The 24,430-nt window shown below is 32.3% G+C and carries 18 protein-coding genes and 2 tRNA genes; 11 read left to right on the top strand and 9 right to left on the bottom strand.

From position 1 onward, the window contains the following. Positions 1 to 261 precede the first annotated feature (261 nt). The 3 genes from V9L04_RS08140 to V9L04_RS08130 all read left to right on the top strand — a co-directional run bounded on the left by V9L04_RS08140 (position 262) and on the right by V9L04_RS08130 (position 1,238). A tRNA-Val gene (locus V9L04_RS08140) sits at positions 262 to 336 on the top strand. Between the two features lie 53 nt (positions 337 to 389). Beyond that, positions 390 to 464 (top strand) — tRNA-Val (locus tag V9L04_RS08135). 129 nt (positions 465 to 593) lie between these two features. After that, on the top strand, positions 594 to 1,238 hold the full coding sequence (locus tag V9L04_RS08130; protein WP_338793596.1) for an HAD family phosphatase: 645 nt from the start codon (positions 594 to 596) through the stop codon (positions 1,236 to 1,238). A 110-nt stretch (positions 1,239 to 1,348) separates the two neighbouring features. Here V9L04_RS08130 and V9L04_RS08125 read toward each other — a convergent pair whose 3' ends face one another. Further along, positions 1,349 to 5,401, bottom strand: coding sequence for a LamG-like jellyroll fold domain-containing protein (locus V9L04_RS08125; protein WP_338793595.1), 4,053 nt, complete (start codon positions 5,399 to 5,401; stop codon positions 1,349 to 1,351). Positions 5,402 to 5,628: 227 nt separating this feature from the next. Next, complete coding sequence (cdd, locus tag V9L04_RS08120; RefSeq protein ID WP_338793594.1) at positions 5,629 to 6,126, bottom strand: cytidine deaminase; 498 nt, start codon at positions 6,124 to 6,126, stop codon at positions 5,629 to 5,631. Between the two features lie 166 nt (positions 6,127 to 6,292). Here cdd and V9L04_RS08115 point away from each other — a divergent pair, with 166 nt between their 5' ends. The 5 genes from V9L04_RS08115 to V9L04_RS08095 all read left to right on the top strand — a co-directional run bounded on the left by V9L04_RS08115 (position 6,293) and on the right by V9L04_RS08095 (position 11,975). Then, on the top strand, positions 6,293 to 7,630 hold the full coding sequence (locus V9L04_RS08115; protein WP_338793593.1) for a glycosyltransferase family 4 protein: 1,338 nt from the start codon (positions 6,293 to 6,295) through the stop codon (positions 7,628 to 7,630). A gap of 136 nt (positions 7,631 to 7,766) precedes the next feature. Next, the gene (gene glmM, locus V9L04_RS08110; protein WP_338793592.1) at positions 7,767 to 9,200 is read left to right on the top strand and encodes a phosphoglucosamine mutase; all 1,434 of its coding nucleotides are present in this window, start codon (positions 7,767 to 7,769) and stop codon (positions 9,198 to 9,200) included. Positions 9,201 to 9,310: 110 nt separating this feature from the next. After that, positions 9,311 to 9,922, top strand: coding sequence for a phosphatase PAP2 family protein (locus V9L04_RS08105; RefSeq protein ID WP_338793591.1), 612 nt, complete (start codon positions 9,311 to 9,313; stop codon positions 9,920 to 9,922). A gap of 280 nt (positions 9,923 to 10,202) precedes the next feature. Continuing rightward, positions 10,203 to 11,132 (top strand): hydroxymethylbilane synthase, encoded by a 930-nt coding sequence (gene hemC, locus V9L04_RS08100; RefSeq protein ID WP_338793590.1) that lies wholly within the window; start codon positions 10,203 to 10,205, stop codon positions 11,130 to 11,132. Positions 11,133 to 11,165: 33 nt separating this feature from the next. Further along, positions 11,166 to 11,975, top strand: a complete 810-nt coding sequence (locus tag V9L04_RS08095) for a 2OG-Fe(II) oxygenase (protein WP_338793589.1) — start codon at positions 11,166 to 11,168, stop codon at positions 11,973 to 11,975. Positions 11,976 to 11,988: 13 nt separating this feature from the next. Here the strand turns inward: V9L04_RS08095 and V9L04_RS08090 are convergent, their stop codons facing one another. The 4 genes from V9L04_RS08090 to V9L04_RS08075 are packed head-to-tail and all read right to left on the bottom strand — an operon-like array spanning position 11,989 to position 13,692. Next, positions 11,989 to 12,726: a hypothetical protein gene (locus V9L04_RS08090; RefSeq protein ID WP_338793588.1), complete on the bottom strand. Its 738-nt coding sequence runs from the start codon at positions 12,724 to 12,726 to the stop codon at positions 11,989 to 11,991. Positions 12,727 to 12,755: 29 nt separating this feature from the next. Continuing rightward, positions 12,756 to 13,085 (bottom strand): barstar family protein, encoded by a 330-nt coding sequence (locus V9L04_RS08085; RefSeq protein WP_338793587.1) that lies wholly within the window; start codon positions 13,083 to 13,085, stop codon positions 12,756 to 12,758. 27 nt (positions 13,086 to 13,112) lie between these two features. Beyond that, positions 13,113 to 13,454, bottom strand: a complete 342-nt coding sequence (locus V9L04_RS08080; protein ID WP_338793586.1) for a DUF5615 family PIN-like protein — start codon at positions 13,452 to 13,454, stop codon at positions 13,113 to 13,115. 1 nt (position 13,455) lies between these two features. Beyond that, a complete protein-coding gene (locus V9L04_RS08075; protein WP_338793585.1) occupies positions 13,456 to 13,692 on the bottom strand; it encodes a DUF433 domain-containing protein in 237 nt (78 codons plus the stop codon). Between the two features lie 415 nt (positions 13,693 to 14,107). On the opposite strand from V9L04_RS08075, the gene V9L04_RS08070 reads away from it, so the two are divergent. Continuing rightward, the gene (locus V9L04_RS08070; RefSeq protein WP_338790811.1) at positions 14,108 to 15,121 is read left to right on the top strand and encodes an IS110 family transposase; all 1,014 of its coding nucleotides are present in this window, start codon (positions 14,108 to 14,110) and stop codon (positions 15,119 to 15,121) included. Positions 15,122 to 15,211: 90 nt separating this feature from the next. Here the strand turns inward: V9L04_RS08070 and V9L04_RS08065 are convergent, their stop codons facing one another. From V9L04_RS08065 to V9L04_RS08055, 3 genes are all read right to left on the bottom strand, one after another. Then, positions 15,212 to 16,156, bottom strand: a complete 945-nt coding sequence (locus tag V9L04_RS08065) for a DUF4393 domain-containing protein (RefSeq protein ID WP_338793584.1) — start codon at positions 16,154 to 16,156, stop codon at positions 15,212 to 15,214. A 17-nt stretch (positions 16,157 to 16,173) separates the two neighbouring features. Next, positions 16,174 to 19,671, bottom strand: a complete 3,498-nt coding sequence (locus V9L04_RS08060; protein WP_338793583.1) for a DUF4175 family protein — start codon at positions 19,669 to 19,671, stop codon at positions 16,174 to 16,176. Positions 19,672 to 19,889: 218 nt separating this feature from the next. Further along, positions 19,890 to 20,690, bottom strand: a complete 801-nt coding sequence (locus V9L04_RS08055; protein WP_338793582.1) for an alpha/beta hydrolase — start codon at positions 20,688 to 20,690, stop codon at positions 19,890 to 19,892. Positions 20,691 to 20,980: 290 nt separating this feature from the next. On the opposite strand from V9L04_RS08055, the gene V9L04_RS08050 reads away from it, so the two are divergent. Continuing rightward, complete coding sequence (locus V9L04_RS08050; protein ID WP_338793581.1) at positions 20,981 to 23,101, top strand: GAF domain-containing protein; 2,121 nt, start codon at positions 20,981 to 20,983, stop codon at positions 23,099 to 23,101. A gap of 118 nt (positions 23,102 to 23,219) precedes the next feature. Then, positions 23,220 to 24,386, top strand: a complete 1,167-nt coding sequence (aroB, locus tag V9L04_RS08045; RefSeq protein WP_338793580.1) for a 3-dehydroquinate synthase — start codon at positions 23,220 to 23,222, stop codon at positions 24,384 to 24,386. Positions 24,387 to 24,430 lie beyond the last annotated feature (44 nt).

Below are 24,430 nucleotides of genomic sequence, written 5' to 3'. Positions count from 1 at the left end.
TGAAAATTAAAGACGATTAAAAATAAGTAAAAACTCTAAAGAGAAAAAAATAAGAAAATAAAAATGACATTAAACGCTGATAGTGAGCAAGTTATGAGATTTGTGAAAAATAATTCAAAAATAAATCATTTTTTTTAATAAAATACTTGACTCATATTAGTTTTGTGGCTACCTTTGCATTCTCAATTCGGGTAAACAAGTCTTAAAAGTAAAGACAAATTTATCTAAAAATAAAGAAAAAAATAGCAAAAGCTAAAAAATGGGCCTATAGCTCAGCTGGTTCAGAGCATCTGCCTTACACGCAGAGGGTCATAGGTTCGAATCCTATTGGGCCCACATTTTTTAGAAAATTATTTTTATTTATTCTATACTATTGAGAAAATTAAAATGGGCCTATAGCTCAGCTGGTTCAGAGCATCTGCCTTACACGCAGAGGGTCATAGGTTCGAATCCTATTGGGCCCACATTTTAAGAAAATTAGAAAGGTTTTAAAAAACTACTCAAGATTATTCACTTGATTATTTTTTAAAACCTTTTTTTTATGTCTAATTTTGTTTGTGAATTTATTTTTTCAAAATCAACTTTAAAAAATTATGTCAGTAAAAATTCCAAAACTACCAAAGCTAGATGATTACGAAGCTATTATTTTTGATTTGGGAGGAGTAATCATTAATCTGAATTATAAAAAAACAGAAGAAGAATTTAAAAGACTTTTTGGAACTGATTTTTCAGAAATGTATTCAAAGCAAGGACAGACAGAGATTTTTAATAGATTGGAAACAGGAGATATTTCTGAAGAACAGTTTGTAGAATCTATGAAAAATTTATCTTCTAAAGAAATTTCACATCAAGAAATTATTACAGCTTGGAATGCTATGCTTTTGGATATTCCCAAAGAAAGAATAGAGCTTTTACAAAAAATTGGAAAAGAAAAACGTATTTTTTTATTGAGCAATACAAATGAAATTCATAAAAAGGCTTTTGATAAAATTGTTTTAGAATCTCATCAAATGGACAGCTTAGAATCACTTTTCGAAAAGGCTTATTTTTCTCATTTGGTCAGAATGCGAAAACCAAACAGAGAAATTTTTGATTTTGTAATTCAAGAAAATAACTTGAATCCTCAAAAGACACTTTTTATAGATGATAGTCCACAACATATTGAAGGCGCACTCTTGACAGGTCTGAATGCGTATCATTTGGAAGTTTCTACGCATTCTATTTTAGATTTGAATTAAACTTGACATAAAAAAATATCCTTCATCATTTTTTTGATAAAGGATATTTCACTTTTAGATAGAAAAGCCGTTGTTGGGATTTTAGCGAAGTGACACCAACAACAGGATAATTACTCTTTTTCTACTTTTACAAATTTGGTACGAGTAGGTGTAGTTACTTTTACTAAGTACATTCCTTTTGCTAATCCTTCTAAAGACATATTGATTTTAGATGAATTGATGCTTGTTTTTGTTTTTAAGAGCATTCCTATACTATTATAAATTTCTATTTTATAGGTTGTATTTGCTAGATAAATTTCATTCAAATCAATTGTAAAGTCATTATCTGTAGGGTTTGGATAAATTTTTATTCCTCCCTCTACACTTCCATCAATTTTGGCACTTACTACAGGACTTGCTTTTACTTTTCCATTATTATCAATTTGATTGAGGTAATAATAATAGATTTGATTTGTCTTGACTTCGTCATCTTCAAAAGAATATACATTTGACTTGTTTTGAGCCATCCATCCTATTTTTACAAAATTTTTGTTATCAGTTGAACGCCAAACTTCAAAACCTTTGTTATCTATTTCATTTACTGTTTTCCACTCTATCAAAATAGAACTAGGAAGTAATGGTTTTGCAGTAAGAGAAAGTAATTCTATTGGTAAAATAACTAAGTCTAAGGTCATCGGAACACCAAAATCAGAGAATCCAGACATCCATTCCATCGATGTCGAAACAACGGAATTATCATAACAAAGAGCTGGAAAATTTGGAATTGACCAAGGATCTGTATTTAAAGAACGCTTCATAATTGCTGTTTTTGTACTTCCACAAGTACCTGCATTGGTATAGGCATTATTATAGAGAGTTAGTCTATAACTTCCATTTCCAGTAACTTTAGTAGTCAAAGTAGAATCGGCATACGCAGAAAGTGTCCAAAAACCATGGTCTAAAACAGGACAACTTCCAAAGGTAGCTTGACAGCGATATTCAGTAGGCGAATTAGGCGTACTTCCATATTGATTAAAATAACTCAGTATGTATTTTGTATCTGTAATTGGATTTTGAAACTCTACTTTTGCTCTCTCATATTGTAGAGGAGAAATAGTACAGGTTCTAGTTTTATGGTCTGCAATTCCAAAGCCATCTTCTAAGTCATAATTTCCTATAAGTTCTGGTGGTATTGTACATTCATAACGCACACAATAGTTAGAAGCTATTTCTGCTTGCGCTCTAGCTACATTCCAAATACGTATATTGTCGTATTTTCCAGATAAATACCAATTACTTCCTGCATCGCTTCTATATCTACCTACATAAAATTTGTTATTTGTTGCAGCCGTAAGAGTAGTATTTAAGTTAGTGACATTATAACTAGCTGTAGAAACTTCATTTCCATCTATATACACTACTATTTCTGAGCCATTGTATGTCATGGCAAAGTGATGCCAATTATAAGTAGTTGTCGCTGTACTAATCAATCCATTATACGTAAAATCTTTTACAATTCCTCCTCCTAAATCTATTCTAAACTGATTAGTTGTTCCGTTTTTACGAAGTGCAAAGAGTTGTTTGGGCTTGTCTGTACCCATATAAAAAATTGCTCCATTACTTGGACTTGGGTTTATGGAAACCCAAGCCTCTAAAGTACGTGGATTGTCTCCCAAAATAGCTACATCAGCAGGAAATTGTAAATGTCTTGCATTAACAGCATCAGTTACAGCAGATGAATTATCTGTTAGATGAATAATATGATTGTTAGGAAATGGATTTAACTGACAAAATTTATCAGCTGTTGCAGTAGGTATTACCCAGTTGGTGGCAATAGTATTTACAATGCTTGCTCTTTTATTAGTTGCTATTACAGCATTACCCAAATTTTCAACAGCTAATCCAACAGGAAAATCATATATTCCCATTGTGTTTATGGCTCTTCTTAATTTTCCTCCTACAAAACGGTCATTCGAACTGTTAGTTGCAACAAACCCTAGTATTGAATTTGGATTTGGATTATGAACTACCACTTCTTTATTTCCTTCTGTTTGTAATATTCCTCTTATGAAATTAAGTGAACCTGTTTTACTAATAACCATATTTTGAGTTCCTGCATCAGATACTTTTACTCGTGGAACATCAAGGGAGTTAGTTTGGTTATTGATGCGTAAATTCTCAAAATTTCCTTGTCCTGTAGCTGTTCGTGTATAGGTTTGTGGTTGCAGACCAATAAATTGTAGAGTAGAACCCAAAGGCATAAAAAGAGTTCCTGAATGCACCATATCTCCACAAACATCTAAACGTTGTCCTGGATTAATAGTTATATTTGCACCATTTTCTATGATGATGTTTCTACATGAACGATTCGCTTTTACAATCGGAAAAGATACTGGAGCTACTCCATTTACTAAAGCAGGAATAACAATATCTTGGCTACAATCTGGAATTCCTGTTTGTCCACAAGGCGCACTCCAATTAGAAAAAGCCCCATATTCCCCAGGTTTTGTAAGGTCATCACCTACCCAAACATATTCTACTGTTCCTACACAAATTGTATCATAAACAAAACACTGCCCCAAATCTACTCTTACAATATAATCTTTTGTTCTTCGTACGTCTACTGTGATTTGGGGTGTAGTTTCTAAGGTTGGATACCACAAATAACCAATAGCTCCATACGTTTCAGCATCTAAAGTAGTATTCGAACCATAAAAAATACTAATATCAGGACCTAAATTGAGAGAGTTAAAGGCAGAAAAATAACCATACCGACAACCACTAGTTGCAGCTCCATTTGTTACTCCCAAATGAAAAAGAGTGCTTGTATTAGTAATAGAAGCAACTCCTAAACTTGCTACTTGAGCAGTTGTTAGGGTGATGCGAGCTGATTTCCAACCTGTTGCACCTGCTACGTTAGTAAAAGCACTTGCTGGAATTGCTGTGTTTACAGCTCCTCCATTTAAAGAAAAATTAGCTTCTCCACCTGTTTTGACTAAAAGAGTAAGGGTGAAATTATCTGCTGTTGAACGTTTTACTTGCACCAAACGAGAACCTGTACAGTTAATAGGGGGTAAAATAGCTGCTCCAGTTTCACATCCATAACCCGACATATGAAGTACATATACAGGCTTATTCGAACTAATATAAGCACTTGGATGAGTAGTAAAATCCATATCAAAAACATACTGCGCTCCTGCTGCTAAAATTGGAATACCTCCAATAGCTGTTCCCCCTCTATTTATTGTAAGCACAGTACCTGCTTGAGTTGCCAAAACATATACTTTCTCAGGTTGTGCAGTTCCTCCTACTCCCAAAGAACCTCGCATAACAATATACTCTTTTCCAATAATATTTGTAGGAACAAGTTGATCGCCTGCTAAATCATAACACCCAGTTGAAGCTCCAGTTTTAATAGAGTCGTGGAAGAGAGTAACTGCAATAGGTTTGGTAGAGGTTATATGAGAGCCTGCTGGCGTATTACCTACTGTGGGCTGTTGGGAAGCTACATTGAATGTTTCTCCTCTATTAAGTATAATGGTACGAGTACCTGCTACTGCTGTCGCCCCTGATGCCCCTGTAGCACTAAAGGTACGAGTAGGTCTTGTAGTAGTAATAGTAATAGAAGTATTATCTTCAGTAGCAACAATTACAAAGCCTGAATGTCCATTTGGAGTAAGTCCTTGATGCGCCCAAGCTGTTTGCATAGGTATCCAAAAATCTGTACCTAATCCATTCTTTCCTTTTAACGCAAAAATATCTGGATTACTACCATATCCAACTTCATAATAAGCTGTTATTTTTGATGTCGATTCTACTAAAATTCCACTAGGAAATTTATTATTATAATTTCTATTTGCATCTGTATTTCCAGTCGCAGCAACCGTCATGCGAGGAGTTTCTATTAAATTTATCCATGTTGTAAGATTGACTTCACCTGTAGCAAAAGCAGCTAAGTTCACTACCTGTGTGGGAAATGAAGCATCTCTGGGCATACTGATAACGACTGTAGCAGGTTTATCTAAAGTAGAAAAACGTAAATAAATAGGATTATCTCCGTGTCCAGAAGTAATATCGGGAGCAGCAAACCAAAAACGTGTATCTATTTGTGCATAACTACTACTAGGTTTAAAAATAGCAGAAAGCAAGAAAAAAAAGAAGATAAAAATATATAGATTTTTCATGATGTTCGGCTTGAAGAAATAAGAGAATATATAAGGGAAAGAATTACATAAAATAAACTAATTTATAGTCAAATCTTATGCTAATAAATTTGTCTCTTAAAGCTAACTTTAAAGTTTTCGACGAACATTAAATTTCTACATGTTTAAATCTAATTTTTTATTTTTTTTGTCCATTTAAAAAAAAAAACTACTAACTTAAACTTTTTTACTTTTTGTTTTAAACTATTTTAGTTTTCTAAAAACAAACTTTCTTTAGTAAATTTTAGAGGTAATAAATCTGCAATCGAACTTATTATGTAGATATATTTATCCTCTCCTTGCATAATCATCCGAATAGGTTTTACTTGTTTATTTTCATACTCAGACATCACTTGACGACACGAACCACAAGGTGAAATAGCAATAAAATCTGTCGCTTGTTGTGGTTTGGCTGCAATAGCAATTGTTTCTATTACTTCATTAGGAAATTGTGTAGAAGCTGAAAAAATAGCTGTTCTTTCAGCACAAAGTCCAGAAGGATAAGCAGCATTTTCTTGATTGCTTCCCAATACTATTTCTCCATTTTGTAATTGAATAGCTGCACCAACTGAAAACTTAGAATAAGGAGCATAAGCCCTTTTTGTGGCTTCTCTAGCTTCATTTAATAAAAATAAATCTTCTTTTGAAAGGTCATTTTCAGTTTCGAAAACAGTAATCTGAATTTGTATTTGATGTGTTTTTGACATAAAAAATATATGTTTAATAATTTTGATATGATTAATGGGAAAGTAGAAAGCAACTAGGTTAGTTTTTTGTTCTAAAAACTTGCGTAAATTTGTAGCGTCTAAACCCTAAGGGTCTTCAAGACCCTTATTAGGGTTTGAGTTTAGAATATTATAATCCTTACTTTTTTTGAAGCAAATAGCCATTTTTTCGCCCAATTATTCCCCTGAACTCGGAGCATGTGCCTCCCGTATTCAGCATTTGGCAGAACGTTTACAAAAAGAAGGTAATCAAGTTACTGTTTATACAACATTTCCCAATTATCCAACAGGAAATATTTTTTCAGATTATAGAAATCTTCTTTCAAAAAAAATCATTCATAGAGAGAATATAAATGGAATAAAAGTGATTCGTTTTTCTTTTTACCCTTCCAATTCTTCTTCGTCTTTTGTTCGTCTTTTTAGCATGCTAACTTTAGCTTTGAGTTGGTTTTTTGCATTTCCATCACTCAAAAAACAGCATCCTAGTATTATTCTAGTTCAGAGTCCTCCTCTTTTACCTGTTTTTACAGTTTGGATTTTATCGCAACTAATAAAGCTAAATACCCAAAAAGGATATTCTCCTTCACTTATCCTAAACCTTTCCGACCTTTATCCTCGTGTGCTTTTAGATTTGGGTAGAATTAATTTAGACAAAATAAAAGGGCATACAATATACAATCTACTTTTGAATTTTGAAGCATTTATCTATAAAAAAATGGATTTTATTATTGGTCAATCTGATGAAATAGTAGATTATGTTAAAGAAATAGTGCCTTCTATGCCTGTTTTTTTATACAGAAATGGTGTATATTCTCAATCATTTAAGGTAAAAGAAGATTATAAAATAAAAGGAAGAGAACCTATAAAATTGGTTTATGCAGGACTTTTGGGTGTTGCACAAGGAATTTTGGAAGTGATAGAAAATATAGATTTTGAAAAAGTAAATGCTCAGTTGCATTTGTATGGAAATGGAAATGAACGAGATTTGATAGAAAAATTTATCCAAACTAAATTTCTCAATACTGGTAAAAAACAAACTGTATTTCTTTATGATGCCATCCCTTCAAAAGAAATTGCCCAAAAATTAGCTGATTATGATGCAGCTATTATCATTCAGAAAAAACAAATTTTAGGAACTGTTCCTTCAAAAATATATGAAGCTATGGCAGCAGGATTGCCTATTTTATTGTTTGGAAGTGGAGAGAGTGCCTATTTAATTAAAAAATATAATTTAGGAATTACAATATCTACACAAACATCTAATATTTCATTGTCTAGTTTTGAACATTTGTTTGTAGATACTCGTACCTTAGAAGATAAAATGAAATCAATTGCTGATAAAATGGTAATTGAATTTAAAATACAACACTTGAAAAAGCTCTCTTCTAAAGAAAGACAAATCTTTGGGGAAAATGGAAGAAGAGCAGCTCAATATAGTTTTGATAAAGAAGTTCAATTCAAGAATATAAAGGAGTTATTTGATTAAAACTTATTTCTTGAAATGTATATCTGCCAAAAACAAGTTTTTAAAAAAAATAAAGATGTTTTTTTACTATGAAAATTGCTTTTTGCTCACTACTTTTGCAAGTCTGAAAACTAGCTAAATATAAAATACTGAAATTTTGAGTTTAATAAAATCAATATCTGGAATACGTGGAACAATTGGTGGAAAAGTAGGCGAAGGTCTTTCTCCAGTTGATGTAGTAAAATTTGCTGCTGCTTATGGAAAATGGGTTAGTGTTAGTGCAACTCAAAATATATCTGAAGAAGTAGAAACTACACCACAAAACCAAAAAATAATAATTGGACGTGATGCACGAGTTTCTGGACAGCTCGTCTCGCAGCTTGTTAGCTCTACTTTACAATCAATGGGATTTGATGTGATAGACTTAGGTCTTTCTACAACACCAACTGTTGAAATGGCTGTTCCTATGGAAAATGCAAGTGGTGGAATTATTCTTACTGCAAGTCATAACCCAGGGAATTGGAATGCACTCAAACTTTTGAATCAAAAAGGGGAGTTTATTTCAGCAAAAGAAGGAGAGGAAATTTTAAAATTTGCTGAAAATGATGATTTTGAATTTGTAAAAGTTTCTGATTTGGGAAGTTATACTACTGATGATAGTTACATTCAAAAACATATTGAAAAAATAGTAGCACTTCCTTTAGTTGATGTAGAGGCAATAAAAGCAAAAGATTTCAAAATAGCTGTTGATGGTGTAAATTCTAGTGGTGGAATTGCTATTCCAATGCTTTTAGAAGCCTTAGGAGTAACACAAGTAGATAAGTTTTTCTGCGAACCAACAGGAATTTTTCAGCATAACCCAGAGCCACTTCCTGAAAACCTAACTCATATTTGTTCTACTATCAAAAGTGGAAATTATAATTTAGGAATTGTAGTTGATCCAGATGTAGATAGGTTAGCTCTAATTTGTGAAGATGGAACTCCATTTGGTGAAGAGTATACACTTGTTGCTATTTCTGATTACGTGTTGCAACATCAAGAAGAAGGACAGACAAAAAATACAGTTTCTAATCTTTCTTCTACACAAGCACTCAAAGACGTAACTTTAAAAGCAGGAGGGCAATATTTTGCTGCTGCTGTTGGAGAGGTAAATGTAGTAGAGAAAATGAAAGAGTGTAACGCTGTTATTGGAGGAGAAGGAAATGGAGGAATTATCTATCCTGAGTTACATTATGGACGTGATGCACTTGTCGGAGTTGCTTTATTTTTGACTCAACTAGCAAAGTTTAAAGGAACTACAAAAATGCTTCGTTCGAAATATCCAAGTTATCATATTTCGAAAAATAAAATCGAACTTACTCCTGAAATAAGTGTTGATAATGTTTTAGAAGAGATTTTGGATAAATACAAAAACTATCCAGTCAATACAATTGATGGTGTTAAAATTCAGTTTGATAGTGAGTGGGTTCATCTTCGTAAATCGAATACAGAGCCAATTATTCGTATCTATTCTGAGTCACAATCAGAAGCAACAGCCGAACATTTAGCACAAAAAATTATGCAAGATATTAAAGAAATTATTACGCAATAATTTTTATATATACAGATTTTGATAAAAACCGTTTTGCTTTTTTGATAAAGTAAAACGGTTTTTTCATTCAGAAATAAACATTCAAATCAAAACATTCGTATTTTTGATATATGATTCAAAAAATTTGTAAACTCATTTCTTATATTTTTCATCCTGCACTAATGCCAGTTGTGGGGTATTTGCTTTTTTTCTTTCTTCTAAGCAGTGAACCTTTTGGACAACGACAAATGCTGTTTTTAAGCCTTATTTTCTTAGGTACTTTTGTTGTACCTGCTTTTTTCTTGCTGACTCTACGTTACACAGGTTTTATTTCTTCTCTGAATATGGAAAATAGAAAAGAAAGAGCTGTTCCGTTTATGTTTACTACTATTTTTTATACGCTTTTGGCTTATCTGATGATACAAAAAGTAAGTTATGAAATTCAAGTAGTTTTACTGACTGGTGGTGTTGCACTCTCTATGTGTTTGACTACACTTGTTACACTTTTTCACAAAACAAGTGTTCATACCATCGGAATTAGTGGGCTTTTGGGATTTCTATTTGGCTTCCAAGCAGCAAATACATCGCTTGCACTCTTATTGCCTATTGTCATTTTATTTTTCCTTACTGGAATGGTAATGAGTTCAAGGTTGTATCTAAAAGCTCATACACCGAATGAAGTTTGGAGTGGTTTTTTGATAGGGTTTGGTACTTGCTTTGGAATAGTTGCTATGGTTCTATAAAAAGATTATATTCAAAATAATATCCTTTTAATCAAGTATTTAGTAAAAAATGGCAAACATTTGATAGAAAGTATACGTTTTTTTAAAAAAAAGTGAGTTTTATACAAAAAAAAACTCAAAAAACTTGCATGATAATCATTTTTTTTTGAATATTTCTGACTAAGCACTAAAGTTGCCTTTTATGTAACTTTTTTGTAGAAAAATTTGATAAAGAGAGTTATTTTCCTATTCTATTAAATACTACTTTCAATTTATCGCTCACTATCTAAGCGCAAAAAAATTGGCTAAAAAAACTATCAAAATCGGAACACGAAACAGTCAGCTTGCTATGTGGCAGGCAGAACATGTACAACGTTTGCTTGAATCCCATGGCTTGGCTACTGAAATAATTGCTATCGAAACCAAAGGAGATAAAATTTTGCACAAAGCAATTTCCAAAATTGGAAGCAAAGGCGTTTTTACGGAAGAACTTGAAGAAATGCTACATACAGGTAAGGTAGACTTGGCTGTCCATAGTGCAAAAGATATGGCTTCGACACTTCCAGATGGATTAGAATTGATAGCCTACACTGAGCGAGAGAAAGCGCACGATGTAGTGGTAAGTTATAATTCAGATTTTAGGCTAGATGCTGCTGATAAATGGCTTGTAGGTACTTCTTCTACACGTAGGATAGCAATGCTCAAACATTATTATCCAAATATCAGAACTACAAATATGCGTGGAAATCTTCAAACACGCATGAGAAAACTGGAAGAAGGACAATGTGATGCTCTTCTTTTGGCATATGCAGGTGTACACAGAATGGGTTTTGAAGACTACATTGTTGATCATTTACCATTAAATGAGTTTACACCACAAGCAGGACAAGGCTCAATGACAATTGAGGTTTCTAGCAAAATAAGCAATCAACTGAGAGAAGATATTCGAAGGATTATTAATGACGAACAAACTGAATATTGTTTGCTTGCCGAACGTGCTTATCTCAAGCATTTAGATGGTGGCTGTAGTATTCCTTCTTTTGTTTTGGCAAAATTAGAAGGTGATATGCTTCAAGTTGATGCAGGGTTGATTAGTCTTAGTGGTAAAAAAATTATTCGTAAGTCAGGTAAAATTCATAAAAATGAAGGACAAAAACTAGCTATTCAGCTTGCTCAAGAAGTTTTGGAGGCTGGTGGAGATAAAATTTTGGCAAGAATAAAAAACAAATAGAATAAATATTTTAAAATAATTTTTAATTCAATTATGGAAAATTTCATCAATTATCAAAAATTAGAAGATAGAAAAGAAGAGCTTACTAAAAGTTGGAATGACGAAAAAAAAGCCTTTCGTTATATTGTCTTTGAAGACTTTTTTAGCTCAGAAGCTGCTGAAAAAATACATCAAAATTATCCGAAAGTAAAACAAGTAGACCCAACTGGTAATTTTGAGGAAGATCCAAATTGGAAATATACGACCTATATCAATCAGAATAATAAATTTGTGATGACAGAGTTTGATAATCAGCCTATTATCAAACAAGTTTTTGAAGAACTTAATAGTGATAAGTTACTTCAAATAATAGAAAAAATTACAGGAATAGAAGACTTACAAGCTGATCCAAAACTTTTTGGTGGTGGACTTCATCAATCTACAAAAGGAGCTTTCTTGGATGTACACGTTGATTTTAACTATCATCCTGAAACGAATTATCATCGTAGAATGAATATTATTATCTACATGAATAAAGATTGGAAAAGAGAATATGAAGGATATTTAGAGCTTTGGGATATGGATAAAAAAGTTCAGATAGAAAATGTAGAACCTCGTTTTAATCGCTGTGTGATTTTTGAAACCAATGAAATTTCTTTTCATGGACATCCTCATTCACTCAACACTCCTGACGGACAAAGTAGAAAGTCAATAGCAGCTTATTACTACACTAAAACTCGTCCAAAGAACGAAATTGCACATGACCATAACACAGTTTATGTAAATGTAGAAGGAATGAAAGGTAGCGTAAAAAACCTCAAAACAGGTGTAAGAGCATTTTTAGAACGTATTAATAAGAAGTAGAAGAACTAATTTTTTAAGAAAATTCAATTTTATATTCTAGCCCTATTCTATCAAATAGATTTTCTTTTTGATAGAATATTTCTTTTTGTCCTTCTGTTAGTTCTCTATTATTTTTTTGATTAACCACTACAAAATCAATTGCTTTTTTGGGATTTCCTTGTCCATCACAAACTAAAAAATTGATTGTTTCATTTTTTAAGTTTTCAAATCCTTCTATTATTTCAGAGTAATTTTCTTCTAAGAAAACAGAAATAGCAATTTGAGGATAAACAAAGTGTTCTTCTCTTCGAAGTTGCTTAAAAAACTGCAAATGCTGTGAGGTGGGAAATATAGATTTTACTTTTCCTGAAAACTGTAATGGATTTTTGTTTTTTGCTTTCTGTGTTTGTCTTTTTTCTAAAGCATCTTTGCAGTTGTCACATAAGTAAGGCACAGGGTTTTCCCAAGGCTGATATTCATATACTTTTCTATTAGCATAATAATCATTTCTACGATTCAGAAAGTGAGTAGGCATTCCACACAAATCACACTTTGATTTTTTGATATAAGCACGACTGTATTTTGCTACTTTATTATGAATCTGACGAGGCTTCAAACGAAAATTTAATGAAAGTTCGGCAAGTGTATAACGAAATTTTTCTTTTGCATCAAAAAGCTCTTGTTCTTCCGTATTTAAAAGCCAATAACAACGACAAAGTTCTTTTTCGTCTTCATCTTCAGTTAGATAATCTATTTCTATTTCTGGCAGCATTTTCTTTTAAATTATGAATTGATATGTGGTTAAGAATTACCTACATATTCTACAATAAAATCATTCTCTTTGGTCTTCCAATGATTTTCTAAACCTTCAATTATAGAGAAAAACTGTTTATAGTCGTTTTTGTTCTTTTCTACTTTATTCATATTCTTGATAATGAGTTTGTAGTTTTTCTGTTCTATCCATTCCAAACCACATAAATATTCATCTAAGGCATGAAGGTTTGAAATAACAGAAGGAATAGAAAAAGCAAGGCTAAATTCTTCTATCAAATTTCTATAGCCTTTAAATTTAGAAACATTTATTTCTGTTACAAAATAATCTTCGTCATTTATTTTTTCTATGTATTGCATTTTATATTTTTTAAATAACAATAGCTATTACTCTATTACTTCTATTCTATCTTCATAAATTGTTATGAGTTTATTGGTTTTGTTGAGTTCCAAAACCTCGTCCCAAATTTTATTTATTAATTCATAAAATGCAGCCATTTTCATATTTCCAAACTTGATATGAATGACCTTTGGAGGAGGAGTTTGTAAAAGTATTTTGTTCGAAAAATCACTATCCTTTGTAATTACAGTAAGATTATTTTCCTTGGCAAACTCCCAAATCTGATTATCTTTTGCTTTACTATCTAAATCTTTTTGATGAACATAATTTTCATTATTCCACAAACTAAAATGATACGGCAAGTTTACATCAATTAAGTATTTCGTCATTTTAGCTTGCTATTTTACGTATCGAAAAAGTATTTCCTACCATTGCAATCGCAAAATCCAAACAGGCTTTTATGTCTTCTTCTTCTAAAGAAGGATATTGATACAAAATTTCTTCTGTACTTTCTCCTGCTCTTACAAATTCTAAAATAGTCTGTACTGTAATTCTTAATCCTCTAATGGTAGGTTTTCCATTGCAAAGGTCTGCATCTAATGTAATTCGTTCTGTTAAATATTCCATTTTGTTTTATTTTTTAGTTTGCTATTTTTCTTACAAAACGATTCTTGGAGGGATAAAGTTGTAGAAGAAATAAATGAGATATGGCAATATTAAAATACAAACTACACGGCAGGATGCCGAATACATAAAAGTCACTCGGCAAAGCCAAGCCTTTAGGTTTGTAGTAGATAAAATAGATGTAATTTCTTATCTTGTATTTAAGAATTCATCTAGTAGGAAGAGAACCTATAGCCGAGCCAGACTATAAAAATCTATCTCTCGAAACAGCCTCTTCCTACCTTTATTCAATCTCAAACTCAAATAGTTTTCGGAGTATTTTTATTGACCTAAAAATAAACTCATTAGATAAGGTTTTAAGTCTGATTGAATACGATGAATCACTTTTTAAATTAGGTAACTCTAAATTAACTTATTTATGCAAACTTACCAAAATTTTATAGGCATTGATGTGAGCAAAGAACATTTAGATATTGCTATTCTTCAAGAAGGAGAAGTAGTAAATCATAAACGCATTGAGAACAATTTGAACGCAATACAGACCTATCTTTTTTCTTTTCAAGACCTTTATGAGCTAGAGAAAAGTTTGTTTTGTATGGAACATACAGGAATGTATATCAACTGGCTTGTCATTGCTTTGATGGAATTTAATTGTGCCATTTGGGTAGAAAATGCCATTCAAATTAAACGTTCTATGGGTGTCAAAAAGCTTAAAAATGACAAAGCTGATGCTGAAAATATCGGAGCTTATGCCTTTCGTTTTCAAGACAAAGCGAACTTATATATTCCTCCTACTCAAGAACTAGAAACCCTAAAAACCTTGCAGACACTACGAAAAAAGCTAGTTACTCACAGACAGGAGCTAGAAACTTACGTTGGTGAGCAGAGCCAATTTAGCAAAGCGTCTATTCAGCAGCTTCTAGAGGAAAGCTCTAAAACAACGTTGGAACACTTTAGCCTTCGCATAGAAGAAATAGAAAAGCAGATGCATCAAATTATTCAAGAGGATGCTGAATTGAAAGAACTCTATCGGCTCACCACTTCTGTAGTAGGTGTTGGAAAAGTAACAGCGATTCAGTTACTGGTAGCTACTGATGGTTTTACCAAATTTGATACTGCCAAACAACTCGCTTCTTATTGTGGTGTTGTGCCTTTTGAAAACTCTTCTGGGAAATTTAAAGGCAGGGCAAGAGTATCAAAAATGGCTAATAAAACCCTCAAAACAGCCTTGCACATGTGCGCTTTATCTGCTATGAAAGTAGAGGGGGAGATGAGAGAGTATTACCTAAGAAAAGTAGCAGAAGGCAAGAATAAAATGAGTGTTATTAATGCCTTACGAAATAAAATTATACAACGCATTTTTGCCTGTGTAAAAAACAAAACGCTATACGATAGAAACGGAATAAATTTTAACAATTTTTCTAAAGGATAGGCTTGGTTTTACCATAGTTTTCGACAGCAATCTTACGAGTGACAGCTAGGGGGAGCTACAAAATTGCCGAGTGAGAGCAGGGAGAAATCCTTAATCAACTTCTTCTGACTTTTCTCCAATATCTTTTATAGCTGCATTTATGAAAGCCTGTCCAAAAGAAGTAAACTCAATAAATCTATAAGTAATTATTATTTTATGCTTATCTGTTGGGGTGTCTTTAGGTAAATTATTTCTTTTATCATCTATTACTTTTTTATAAAAATCTTTTAACTTCTCATATTCATCCCTACGTTTTAGTTCACGCCCATCTGAAAAAGATATTATTCCTAAACGTTGTAAATTATCTAAATATAAGTCGATATTTTGAGGGAAATATAATTTTATATCTTCTTCATACTCAATACCTGTTAAATTCCACATAACTTTAACAGGATTGGTAGGTATTCTACTTTTTAAATGTTCTACTTGAGCAAGCAATTCCTCTCTAGACTTTACTTCTGAGTGAGTTTGTTTTGGAGGTTCTTTAGCAAAAAGCTCCCTTGTATGAACAATATCTATACAAGGTATCGTTTCTTGGTTCTTATACTTGAAAAGTAAAATAGCTTCATCTACTGATAAATTATCAATTATGCTGACAAATGAAGGATGTACAGTTGCAACATTATTTTTAGACGATGCTTTAGTCAATAAATTGATAAAAGCGTTAGACAAATTTTCATCGTTAGTAGAAGTAAGTTTGTCAATAATAGGTAATCCTATTTGTTCAGGAACTTTCTGCAAATCATCTTCAGGAATCTGATCTAATTTTTCTTTATATTTTTTTAAATTATTTTCAAGATAAATTTCAGAACGAGCGTTTGCTAGTTTAGGGATTATATTTCCTACACCAATCACATTGGACAAAAGCTCTCCTACTTTTTTCAAAGGGGGACTGAATAAGTCATCATATAATTTATCTACAGGGATTTTATCTAACAAAAGTTTTAATCCCTTCAAGTCCTCTTCATTCATAATATTTATTCTTCTAGTAGTCAAAGTGTTTATATAAATTATTACTCCTCCAATTTCTTAAAATACTCATTCACTTGTTGCTTATAATACGGACTAAGCGCAGGAGGAATTGTTTTTAAAAGTTCGATTTGCTGTTCCTTTTGCTTGAAATATTCTTCAAATTGAGGTGGAACTCTTCGCTTGTTTACTTTTGCTTGTTCAGCTTCTCTTTTTTCGTCTAAATCACGTTCTCTTTCGGCTTTTTCAGATTGCAAAAGGCGTGTCATAATTTGCTTTTGGCGTTCGATGAGTTCTTGGGTTAGGCGTTTGTTTACTAGATCTTCTTCGGTTTTTTCCATGTCTTTTATCATTTTAGACATATTGCCACCGTTGCCCTGTGAGCCTCCGTCTTGATTTCCGTTTTCGCCTCCTTCCCCTTCTCCATCTTGCATTCCATTTTGTCCTTTCTGACCTCCTTCTTTTCCTTCCTTACCATCTTTACCTTTACCATCTTTTCCGTCTTTGCCTTTTCCTTGTTGCATGGCTTTTTGTAAGGCTCTGCGTAAGGCTTCTTGCTCGGCTGCAATTTTGGCAAGACCTTCAGAAAGCTGTCTTCCCGATTTTCCACTTTTCTTTAGGTTTTCGATTTGTTGATTGATAGATTGTTGCATCTCACTCATCGACGGACTTCCACTTTGGTTACTCGGTTTTGGTTTTCCCATTCCCATCTGTGACATAGATTGTTGCATTTGTTCCAAAACATCATTGAGCATCAACGCCAAATTATTAATCGAAGTCATGACAGATTGCTGACGACTAGCAAGCATACGAGGATTTTTACGGTCTTTTACTTCCTGCGTAACTTGATCCATATAATCATTCATATCAGTAAGTTCACGCATAACGAAACTCTCAATCTGAAAGACACGAGAAGCCAACGCACGAAGACTATCCTCAACAATCTCTGCGTCATCTTTTAGTTTTAATTGATCTTGACTAAGCGTAATATATTTTGGGTCACGTTGGTCAATTTCATTAAAACCATTCATAATTTCCTCCTGTTCAAAAGAAAGTTTCAAAAGGTTTTCCAAAAGCTGACGCAAATCGTCGTAATCTTCTTGTGCTTGTTCCATTTCAGCAGAAGAAGTCATTTGTTGCATCTGTTGAGCCATTTGTTCCATTTTTTCGCCAGCATTTTCTTGAGATTGAGAAGCCTTTTTCTTCTCTTTTTGCTCTAATTGCTCACTACTTTGCTCTTGGTCTTTCGAAACTTCTTCTTCTTTTTTCTTGGTGTCTTCTAAGTCTTTTGGAGTTTTGAGTTCTTCATTCATTTTGTTCAATTCCTCTAGCTGCTCTTTCATTTCCTCAAATTTTTCGTTGAGTTCTTTTTGTTCTTCTTTGATTTCCTCATTTTTGGCAGCGTCTTTTTCAGCATCTTTATCAGCGTCTTTCTTGCTTTGTTTTTCTTCTTTTTCTTGCTGCTCTTTAGTTTCTTTAGCGAGATCTTTTTGTTCTTTGGCAAGATCTTCAAGCTGTTCTGCAATGTCTTGCATTTTCTTGTCGACTTCCAATTTTTTGAACATTTCAAGCGTTCTATCCAACTCCTTTTCAAGATTCATTTCTTTGTTTTGGAGTTTTTCTAAAACTTCTTTTATTTCTTCACTATTCGATTGTTCTTGCAAAAGTTCTTGTAGTTTGTCGTACAATTCCTTTGTTTTTTCGTCCATAAGTTCGTCCATCAATTCTTGCAATTTCTTTGATTTTTCAGCAATTCGTTCGTCTTGTTCTGTAAATTTTTCTTGCTGTTCATTGAGCTTTTTGTTTTGCTCTTGCATTTTTTTGATGTCTTCTTCTAATTGCTTTTTTTGCTCTAAAAGTTTTTCCAAATCTTTTTGCTGTTGCCAATTTAGATTCTTTTTACCTTTCAAATCTTCGGCAAGTTTCTTTAATTTTTTATTCAAATCTTGTGCTTCTTCTAGCGTTTTATCGATTTGAGATTCTGCACTTTTGCTTGTTTCTGAAACCGATTCACGCATTTCAGATTCTTTCGGAATTTTGAAGCGATAACTTCCTGTTTTGCTACTTTTTCTACCTTTTACACCATCATTATCCCAAACTTGTACAAAATACTCCAATTCATCTCCTGCTTGAAGATTCAGAGGCGTTAATTCTACTTGATGGAAATATTGTTGATTAATCGCATTTGGATTGAATTTAAGAGGCAATGATTTATATTCACTTGTTTTCTTACTTGAGTTTGTCCCTGAGGTAACACGATAGTTAAAACGCAAATTCGTAATTCCATAATCATCAGAAATATTTCCTCCCAACATCAAATAATCGTACATCACCGAATCTTGAAATTGATTGAGCGAAACCTTCGGAAATTCATCTTGAATAACTGTCAATAAATAACTAATCTTTTCTTTGTTTTTGCTGTATTTATTTTCCAATTCTATTTCAAAGGCTTCGGATTTCAAAGCTGTAGTTTGAAGTAAAAATCCATCATCTGCTTTTTTAGCTGTTTTTACGTTGGTAGAATCGTCTGAAATAATCGAAACAAAATTCAATTTTTCGGTTTCTTGTGTCTGAAAACGCCATTCAATTTGTGTTCCTGCTGGAACGATAAGATTTCCTGTATTTTCCAGACGTTCATCTTTTTTCCCTGTATAGTTTGGATAATTGAGATAAGCTACAAAATTGCGAAGTTGTGGACGCTCACGAACAATAATTTCATACATCTTTGAAGTATAACCTTCGCCTTCCAATGAAAACTCAAACGGACGTTGAATATTTGTAAATTGATAGGAATATGAAGAAGCCGAATTTTTGTCTAATTTAATTTTACGACCATTTTCTGTAATCAAAAATACTTCATTTGGAAAAGCCTCTCCACTCAAATTTACATCAAAATTCAAATCTTCGCCTTTAAAAGCAATTAGTTGTTTTGTATCTAGCGAAAACTGAAACGGTGCTTTAGGCGCAAAATCTTGTTCATAATTGACCAAACGAACGGCACTTGCTTTATAAAAATCCAAATCCCAAATCAAAAAAGCAGCAATCAGAACAATAGGAATAAATAAAAAACGAAGATAACGACGGTTTTGCTCGTACTTAATGGCATCAGCAAAAGAAATAGGTGCAAACTGTGAGGCTTTTTGTTCGATACTGGCTTGGTACAAATCTGAATTTTGAGGATTCGAATTTGTAGAATGAAGTTGCAAAACGTTTAATAAACGGTCTTGAACCTGTGGAAAGTATCGTCCAATTTGTTTTGCTGCTTCGTTGTGAGGAAGCTGTTTGTCTAGCGTAAAGAGTTGATAAATCGGAATAATTACCCAATAAATAAGGGAAAAAATACTGACCGAAATAAAACTATAAAACAAAACAGCTCTAAAAGTAGAACTAAAATTACCGAAATATTCCAAAATACTCACAATGGCAAAAGCTCCCAAAAATGCCGAAATAGCAAGTAGAGAACCTTTTAGGAGTAAATTTTTATAATATTTTCTTTTATAGGATTGGATATTGGCATATAATGCCTCTATTGATGTTTTCATTTTTTTATTCTGTTCATTTAAACCTATAAGGTTTTCAAAACCTTATAGGTTTGAGAGTTATAATAACTATACAAGTTACTCAATTTCAAGATAGATTGAAAAAAGATTGTACTTTAAAAAAGTTAAAGTTTTATTTAATTTCAAATCGTAAAGTAAAAAAGTAGTTGTTCTTTGTTAGTGTCGATATATGTATTAATTTTATAATAACGAATGAAATACTATTTTTTCGTTTCATCTAGCATTTTCAAAATCAGCGTCCTGACAGTATCTTGATGTGTCCAAGGAATAAAATGATTTGCTTCTGGAAGAGTGTTAAGTTCAAAAGAAGGATTGTTTGCTAATTTTTCTTTTAAAAAAAGAGCGTGTCCATAAGGTACAATCTTATCTTTTTGTCCGTGCAAAACTAATAGTGGAACTTTTATTTTATCAATATCCTTCTCAATCACTTTCAAATCTTCTTGTAGGTGTAACATTTCCTTATTTGAAACTGTAAGTGCAGCAGGAAGCCACCAACGCACAAAAACAGACTTTGCAGCACCATTATACCAACGAGGAACAGTTAGTTCTGCCGAAGAAAGACCTGCTAAACTTACTATGCCACTCATCATATCAGGATAGTCAATAGCCATTTGAAGAATAACAGCACCACCATAAGAATGAGAAACTAAAATAGGCTTTTGCTTGGTAGAATCTTGATATTTTTCTAAAACTCCTTTATAAAAACGAGCTTGTTCTTTTAGGTTTTTTTCATAGTTTCCAAAATCAGATTTTCCATATCCTGTTCTATCCAAGGCAACCATATTTGTACGAGAAAGTAAAGTAGAATCTTTGAAATAATCTAAAAATGCACTCCAATCTCCTGGAGAACCATGTATAAAAAATAATGTGGGAAGTGAATCATTTCCAATTTTGGCATAATGAATCTTGCGCTCTTCGAACTCTACATAGTCAAAGGTAGGTTTGAATTTTTGATCTTTAAATTCTTTTCTTACTTTTCGATCACTAATTCGGAATTGCATGCAGCTAGAAATTAATTGTAAACCTATTATTAAGAATAGAAAAATATAAGTTCGTTTTCTACGAAAGATAGTTTTGAAAAATTGATTCATGTAGGTTAAGTAGTTGAAGGTAAGTAAGAAAGTAGATAATTCTTTAGATGAAGAACATTGTTCTTTACCAACTGTTTTATGTTCAAATCCTTATAATTTCATAAAAAGAATTTAAAAATAACTATTTCTATTCAAAAAAATTATTCGTATTTTGTCATTCATTCAAGAAATAGAAACAAAAAAACGTATTAATCAGATTAATGAATAATTTTCGTCTTACTATTTGGCAACGCATTTTTGGAGGATTTTCTATTCTCCTTCTGCTCTTTATTGTAGGGGCAGTTACGCTGATTGTACAGCTCAATCAAAATGTAGCACAGATAGACGAATATACAGAAGTAGTTCAGCCTTCTGTTGAAAATTTGAAAGAGCTTCGCAGTCTTGCCAATAATTCTATGCGACTCATTACAAGTTATGTTTATTTTCAGAGTGAAAGTCAAAACGATGCAGCCAAAAATTCTCTTCGCAAACTCCAAAGCAAAACTTATCCTGCTGTCAAAGATAAGCTCATTTCACTTTCAGAAGGTTGGCAAAATGATGAAGAAACCTCTTTTGAAATTTTGAATAATACCTTTATTGCAGTAGACAGCATGCACAGTATCGAACAGCGTATTATTTCCATATTAAACAATAAGAATGCAACTGAAAAAAATCTTTTAGTACAAGAAACAGGTTTTCAACTCCAAATGCAGGGATTGAATGCTATTTTTGAACAGATAAAATTAGATTTAGAAGTCTTAATAGAAAACAAAAAAATAGCAGGACAACAAACACAAGATGCCGTTAATCGTGCTTCTGTTACACTTCGAAATGAAGCTATTTTTGTAAGTATAATTGCTATTATTTTAGGCTTTTCATTGGCATTTTTCTTGGCTCAAAGTATTATCTCACGCATAAAAGTAGTAAAAGATAGTATAAAAAAATTGAGTGAAGGAGTTTTGCCACGTTTTGAAAAGTATAAAGATGATAAAGAAAATGCTCAAGTAGATGAAATTGGAGAAATGGAAATTGCATTACAAACGCTTATACTTGGATTAAAAGATACATCAGATTTTGCGAAAGAAATTGGTCAAGGTCATTATCAATCTGATTTTATGCCCCTTTCTGAAAGAGATATTTTGGGGAATTCCTTGCTCAAAATGCGTAATAATCTGAGAGAAACAGAAGACAGCGCAAAAGAAAGACGATGGAAAAATGAAGGTACAATGCTTATTTCAGATATTCTAAGAAATAGTAATCGTTCATTTGAAGAAATTACAGACGAACTCATTACAGCTTTAGTGCGCTATTTAGAAGCAAATCAAGGAGGTTTTTTCTTGAAAGAAATGGAAGGAAGACATGAACAATTGCGACTAATGGCATATTATGCGTGGGATAAAAAACGCTTTTTGGATAGTACCATTCAGTTAGGCGAAGGTTTGACAGGACAAGCATGGCAGGAAGGACAAACAATGCACCTTACAGATGTGCCTAAGGAGTATGTTACTGTTACTTCTGGTCTTGGTAAAGCAAATCCTCGTTCTATTTTGATTATTCCTATGCTTCTCAACAAACAAGTATATGGAATGATAGAGATAGCTTCTTTTAAGCAATTTGAATTGTATCAAATTGAATTTTTAGAGACAATAGGAGAAACAGTTGCAGCTACGCTTTCTATTTTACAAAGTAATGTCACAGGTCAGCGTTTGCTTCAAGAATCTGAACAAATGACACAACAATTACGAGCGCAGGAAGAGGAAATGCGTCAAAATATGGAAGAACTTCAAGCTACCCAAGAAGAAATGGGAAGGGTTCAGAAAGAATTACAATATAGAAACGAACTTATCCAATCTAGCTTTTACTTGTTAGAGTTAGATTACAAAAAGAATATTACGAGCATAAATAATTTGGCTATTGATGTTTTAGGGTATTCCAAATCAACTCTTTTAGAGCGTTCTGCCTTTGGAATTTTTGCACAAGAAGGCGAGCTTCAACAAGGGTTTAATACAATGGCACAAGGTACAATTTGGAAAGCTGAAACAACAATGCTTAATCGAACAGGAGAAGAAATTTGGATTCAGGCTATCGGTGTGGCTCTTTTTAATAATTCTGGAACAATTGATCGTTATGTACTTGTTTTGGCAGATATTTCTCAACTCAAAGCTAACGAAGCAAAAGTAAAAGAACAAACTACAAAAATAGAAGAGAGTAGAAATGCTGAAAAAAGACGTTCTGAATATGCGTTGCAAGCTCAAAAAAATATGTTAGAAAAGTTAATTGCTAGACATAACTCAGAAAAAGAAGTTCTACAAAAACGTATTGAAGAATTAGAGCAGAAATAATGATTAAAAAATAGCTATCTGGACTTCTAGTTGTCAATTATTAATGGTTAATTTGTAATTAATGAAACTACAATTACAAATTTCTGTTTTTATCAAAAACTGAATAAGATAACTAGAAATGATAAAGCAAACTAATTTCCTGCCCACTTATATTACCTTTGAGCCTTTAGAAAAAATAATTTCATTGCTTCAAAACAAGCAAGTAGCTGTTTTGGTAGATGAAAATACGAAAAGAGATTGCTATCCTATTTTAGATAAAGTCTTTGAAAAGGCTAAACTTCAAAAACCTTTATTGATAGAAATCCCATCAGGAGAAACCAATAAAATACTAGAAACCTGTACACATATTTGGTACGAACTTACTCAAAATCATTTTGATAGAAAAGCCATTTTGATTAATTTAGGTGGTGGAGTAATTGGAGATATGGGAGGTTTTTGTGCTTCTACTTACAAACGAGGAATTGATTTTATTCAGATTCCTACCACACTTTTATCACAAGTAGACGCTAGTGTAGGAGGAAAGTTAGGAATCGATTTTAATGGTTTTAAAAATCATATCGGAATTTTTCAAACGCCTTCAAAAGTTTGGATTCATACTCCTTTTTTAAAAACATTACCTCAAAATGAAATGCGATCAGGTTTCGCAGAAGTAATAAAACATACACTTATTGCAGATAAAAAGGCATGGCAAAAACTTTTAGACGATAAAGATATAATTAAGAATAGTTTTGAAAATCAAAGCGAAATTGATATAAAAAATGAATTGATAGATAAAATTGTAGCTCACTCGGTTGCTCTAAAAGCTAAAGTAACAGAAGCTGATCCAACTGAAAAAGGATTACGCAAAATTCTCAATTTTGGTCATACAATCGGACATGCTATTGAATCTTATTTTATAGAGGAAAATATGAAAGAGAGTAAAAAAGGTACTATTACCAAACCTGTTTTTCTGCATGGAGAAGCTATTGCACTAGGCATGATAGCAGAAAGTTATTTTTCAGCTTATCTGTGTAAAGAATTATATCCACATCAAACATTTATTTCAGAAAATGATTTTGTAGCAATCAGAAATTATATCAATTCTATTTTTGAAGATACAATTATCGATTTTAGAAAAGCTATTCAAACAGAAAATACAGCACAAAAAATAACGGAGTGGGCAAAACAAGATAAAAAAAATGCTCAAAATACAATTTTGACTTGTGCATTAGAAGAAATTGGAAAAGCAACTTTTGATATTTCTATTTCAGAAAAACAAATTTTGGAATGTCTAAAAAATATTTAGAAAATAATAATTGGATAAGATATTGCTATTATTAACACTAAAAA

Source organism: Bernardetia sp. MNP-M8, assembly GCF_037126285.1.
Taxonomy (GTDB): domain Bacteria; phylum Bacteroidota; class Bacteroidia; order Cytophagales; family Bernardetiaceae; genus Bernardetia.
The sequence above is the reverse complement of the archived record's forward strand: the minus strand, read 5'-3'. Positions and strand labels throughout refer to the sequence as shown.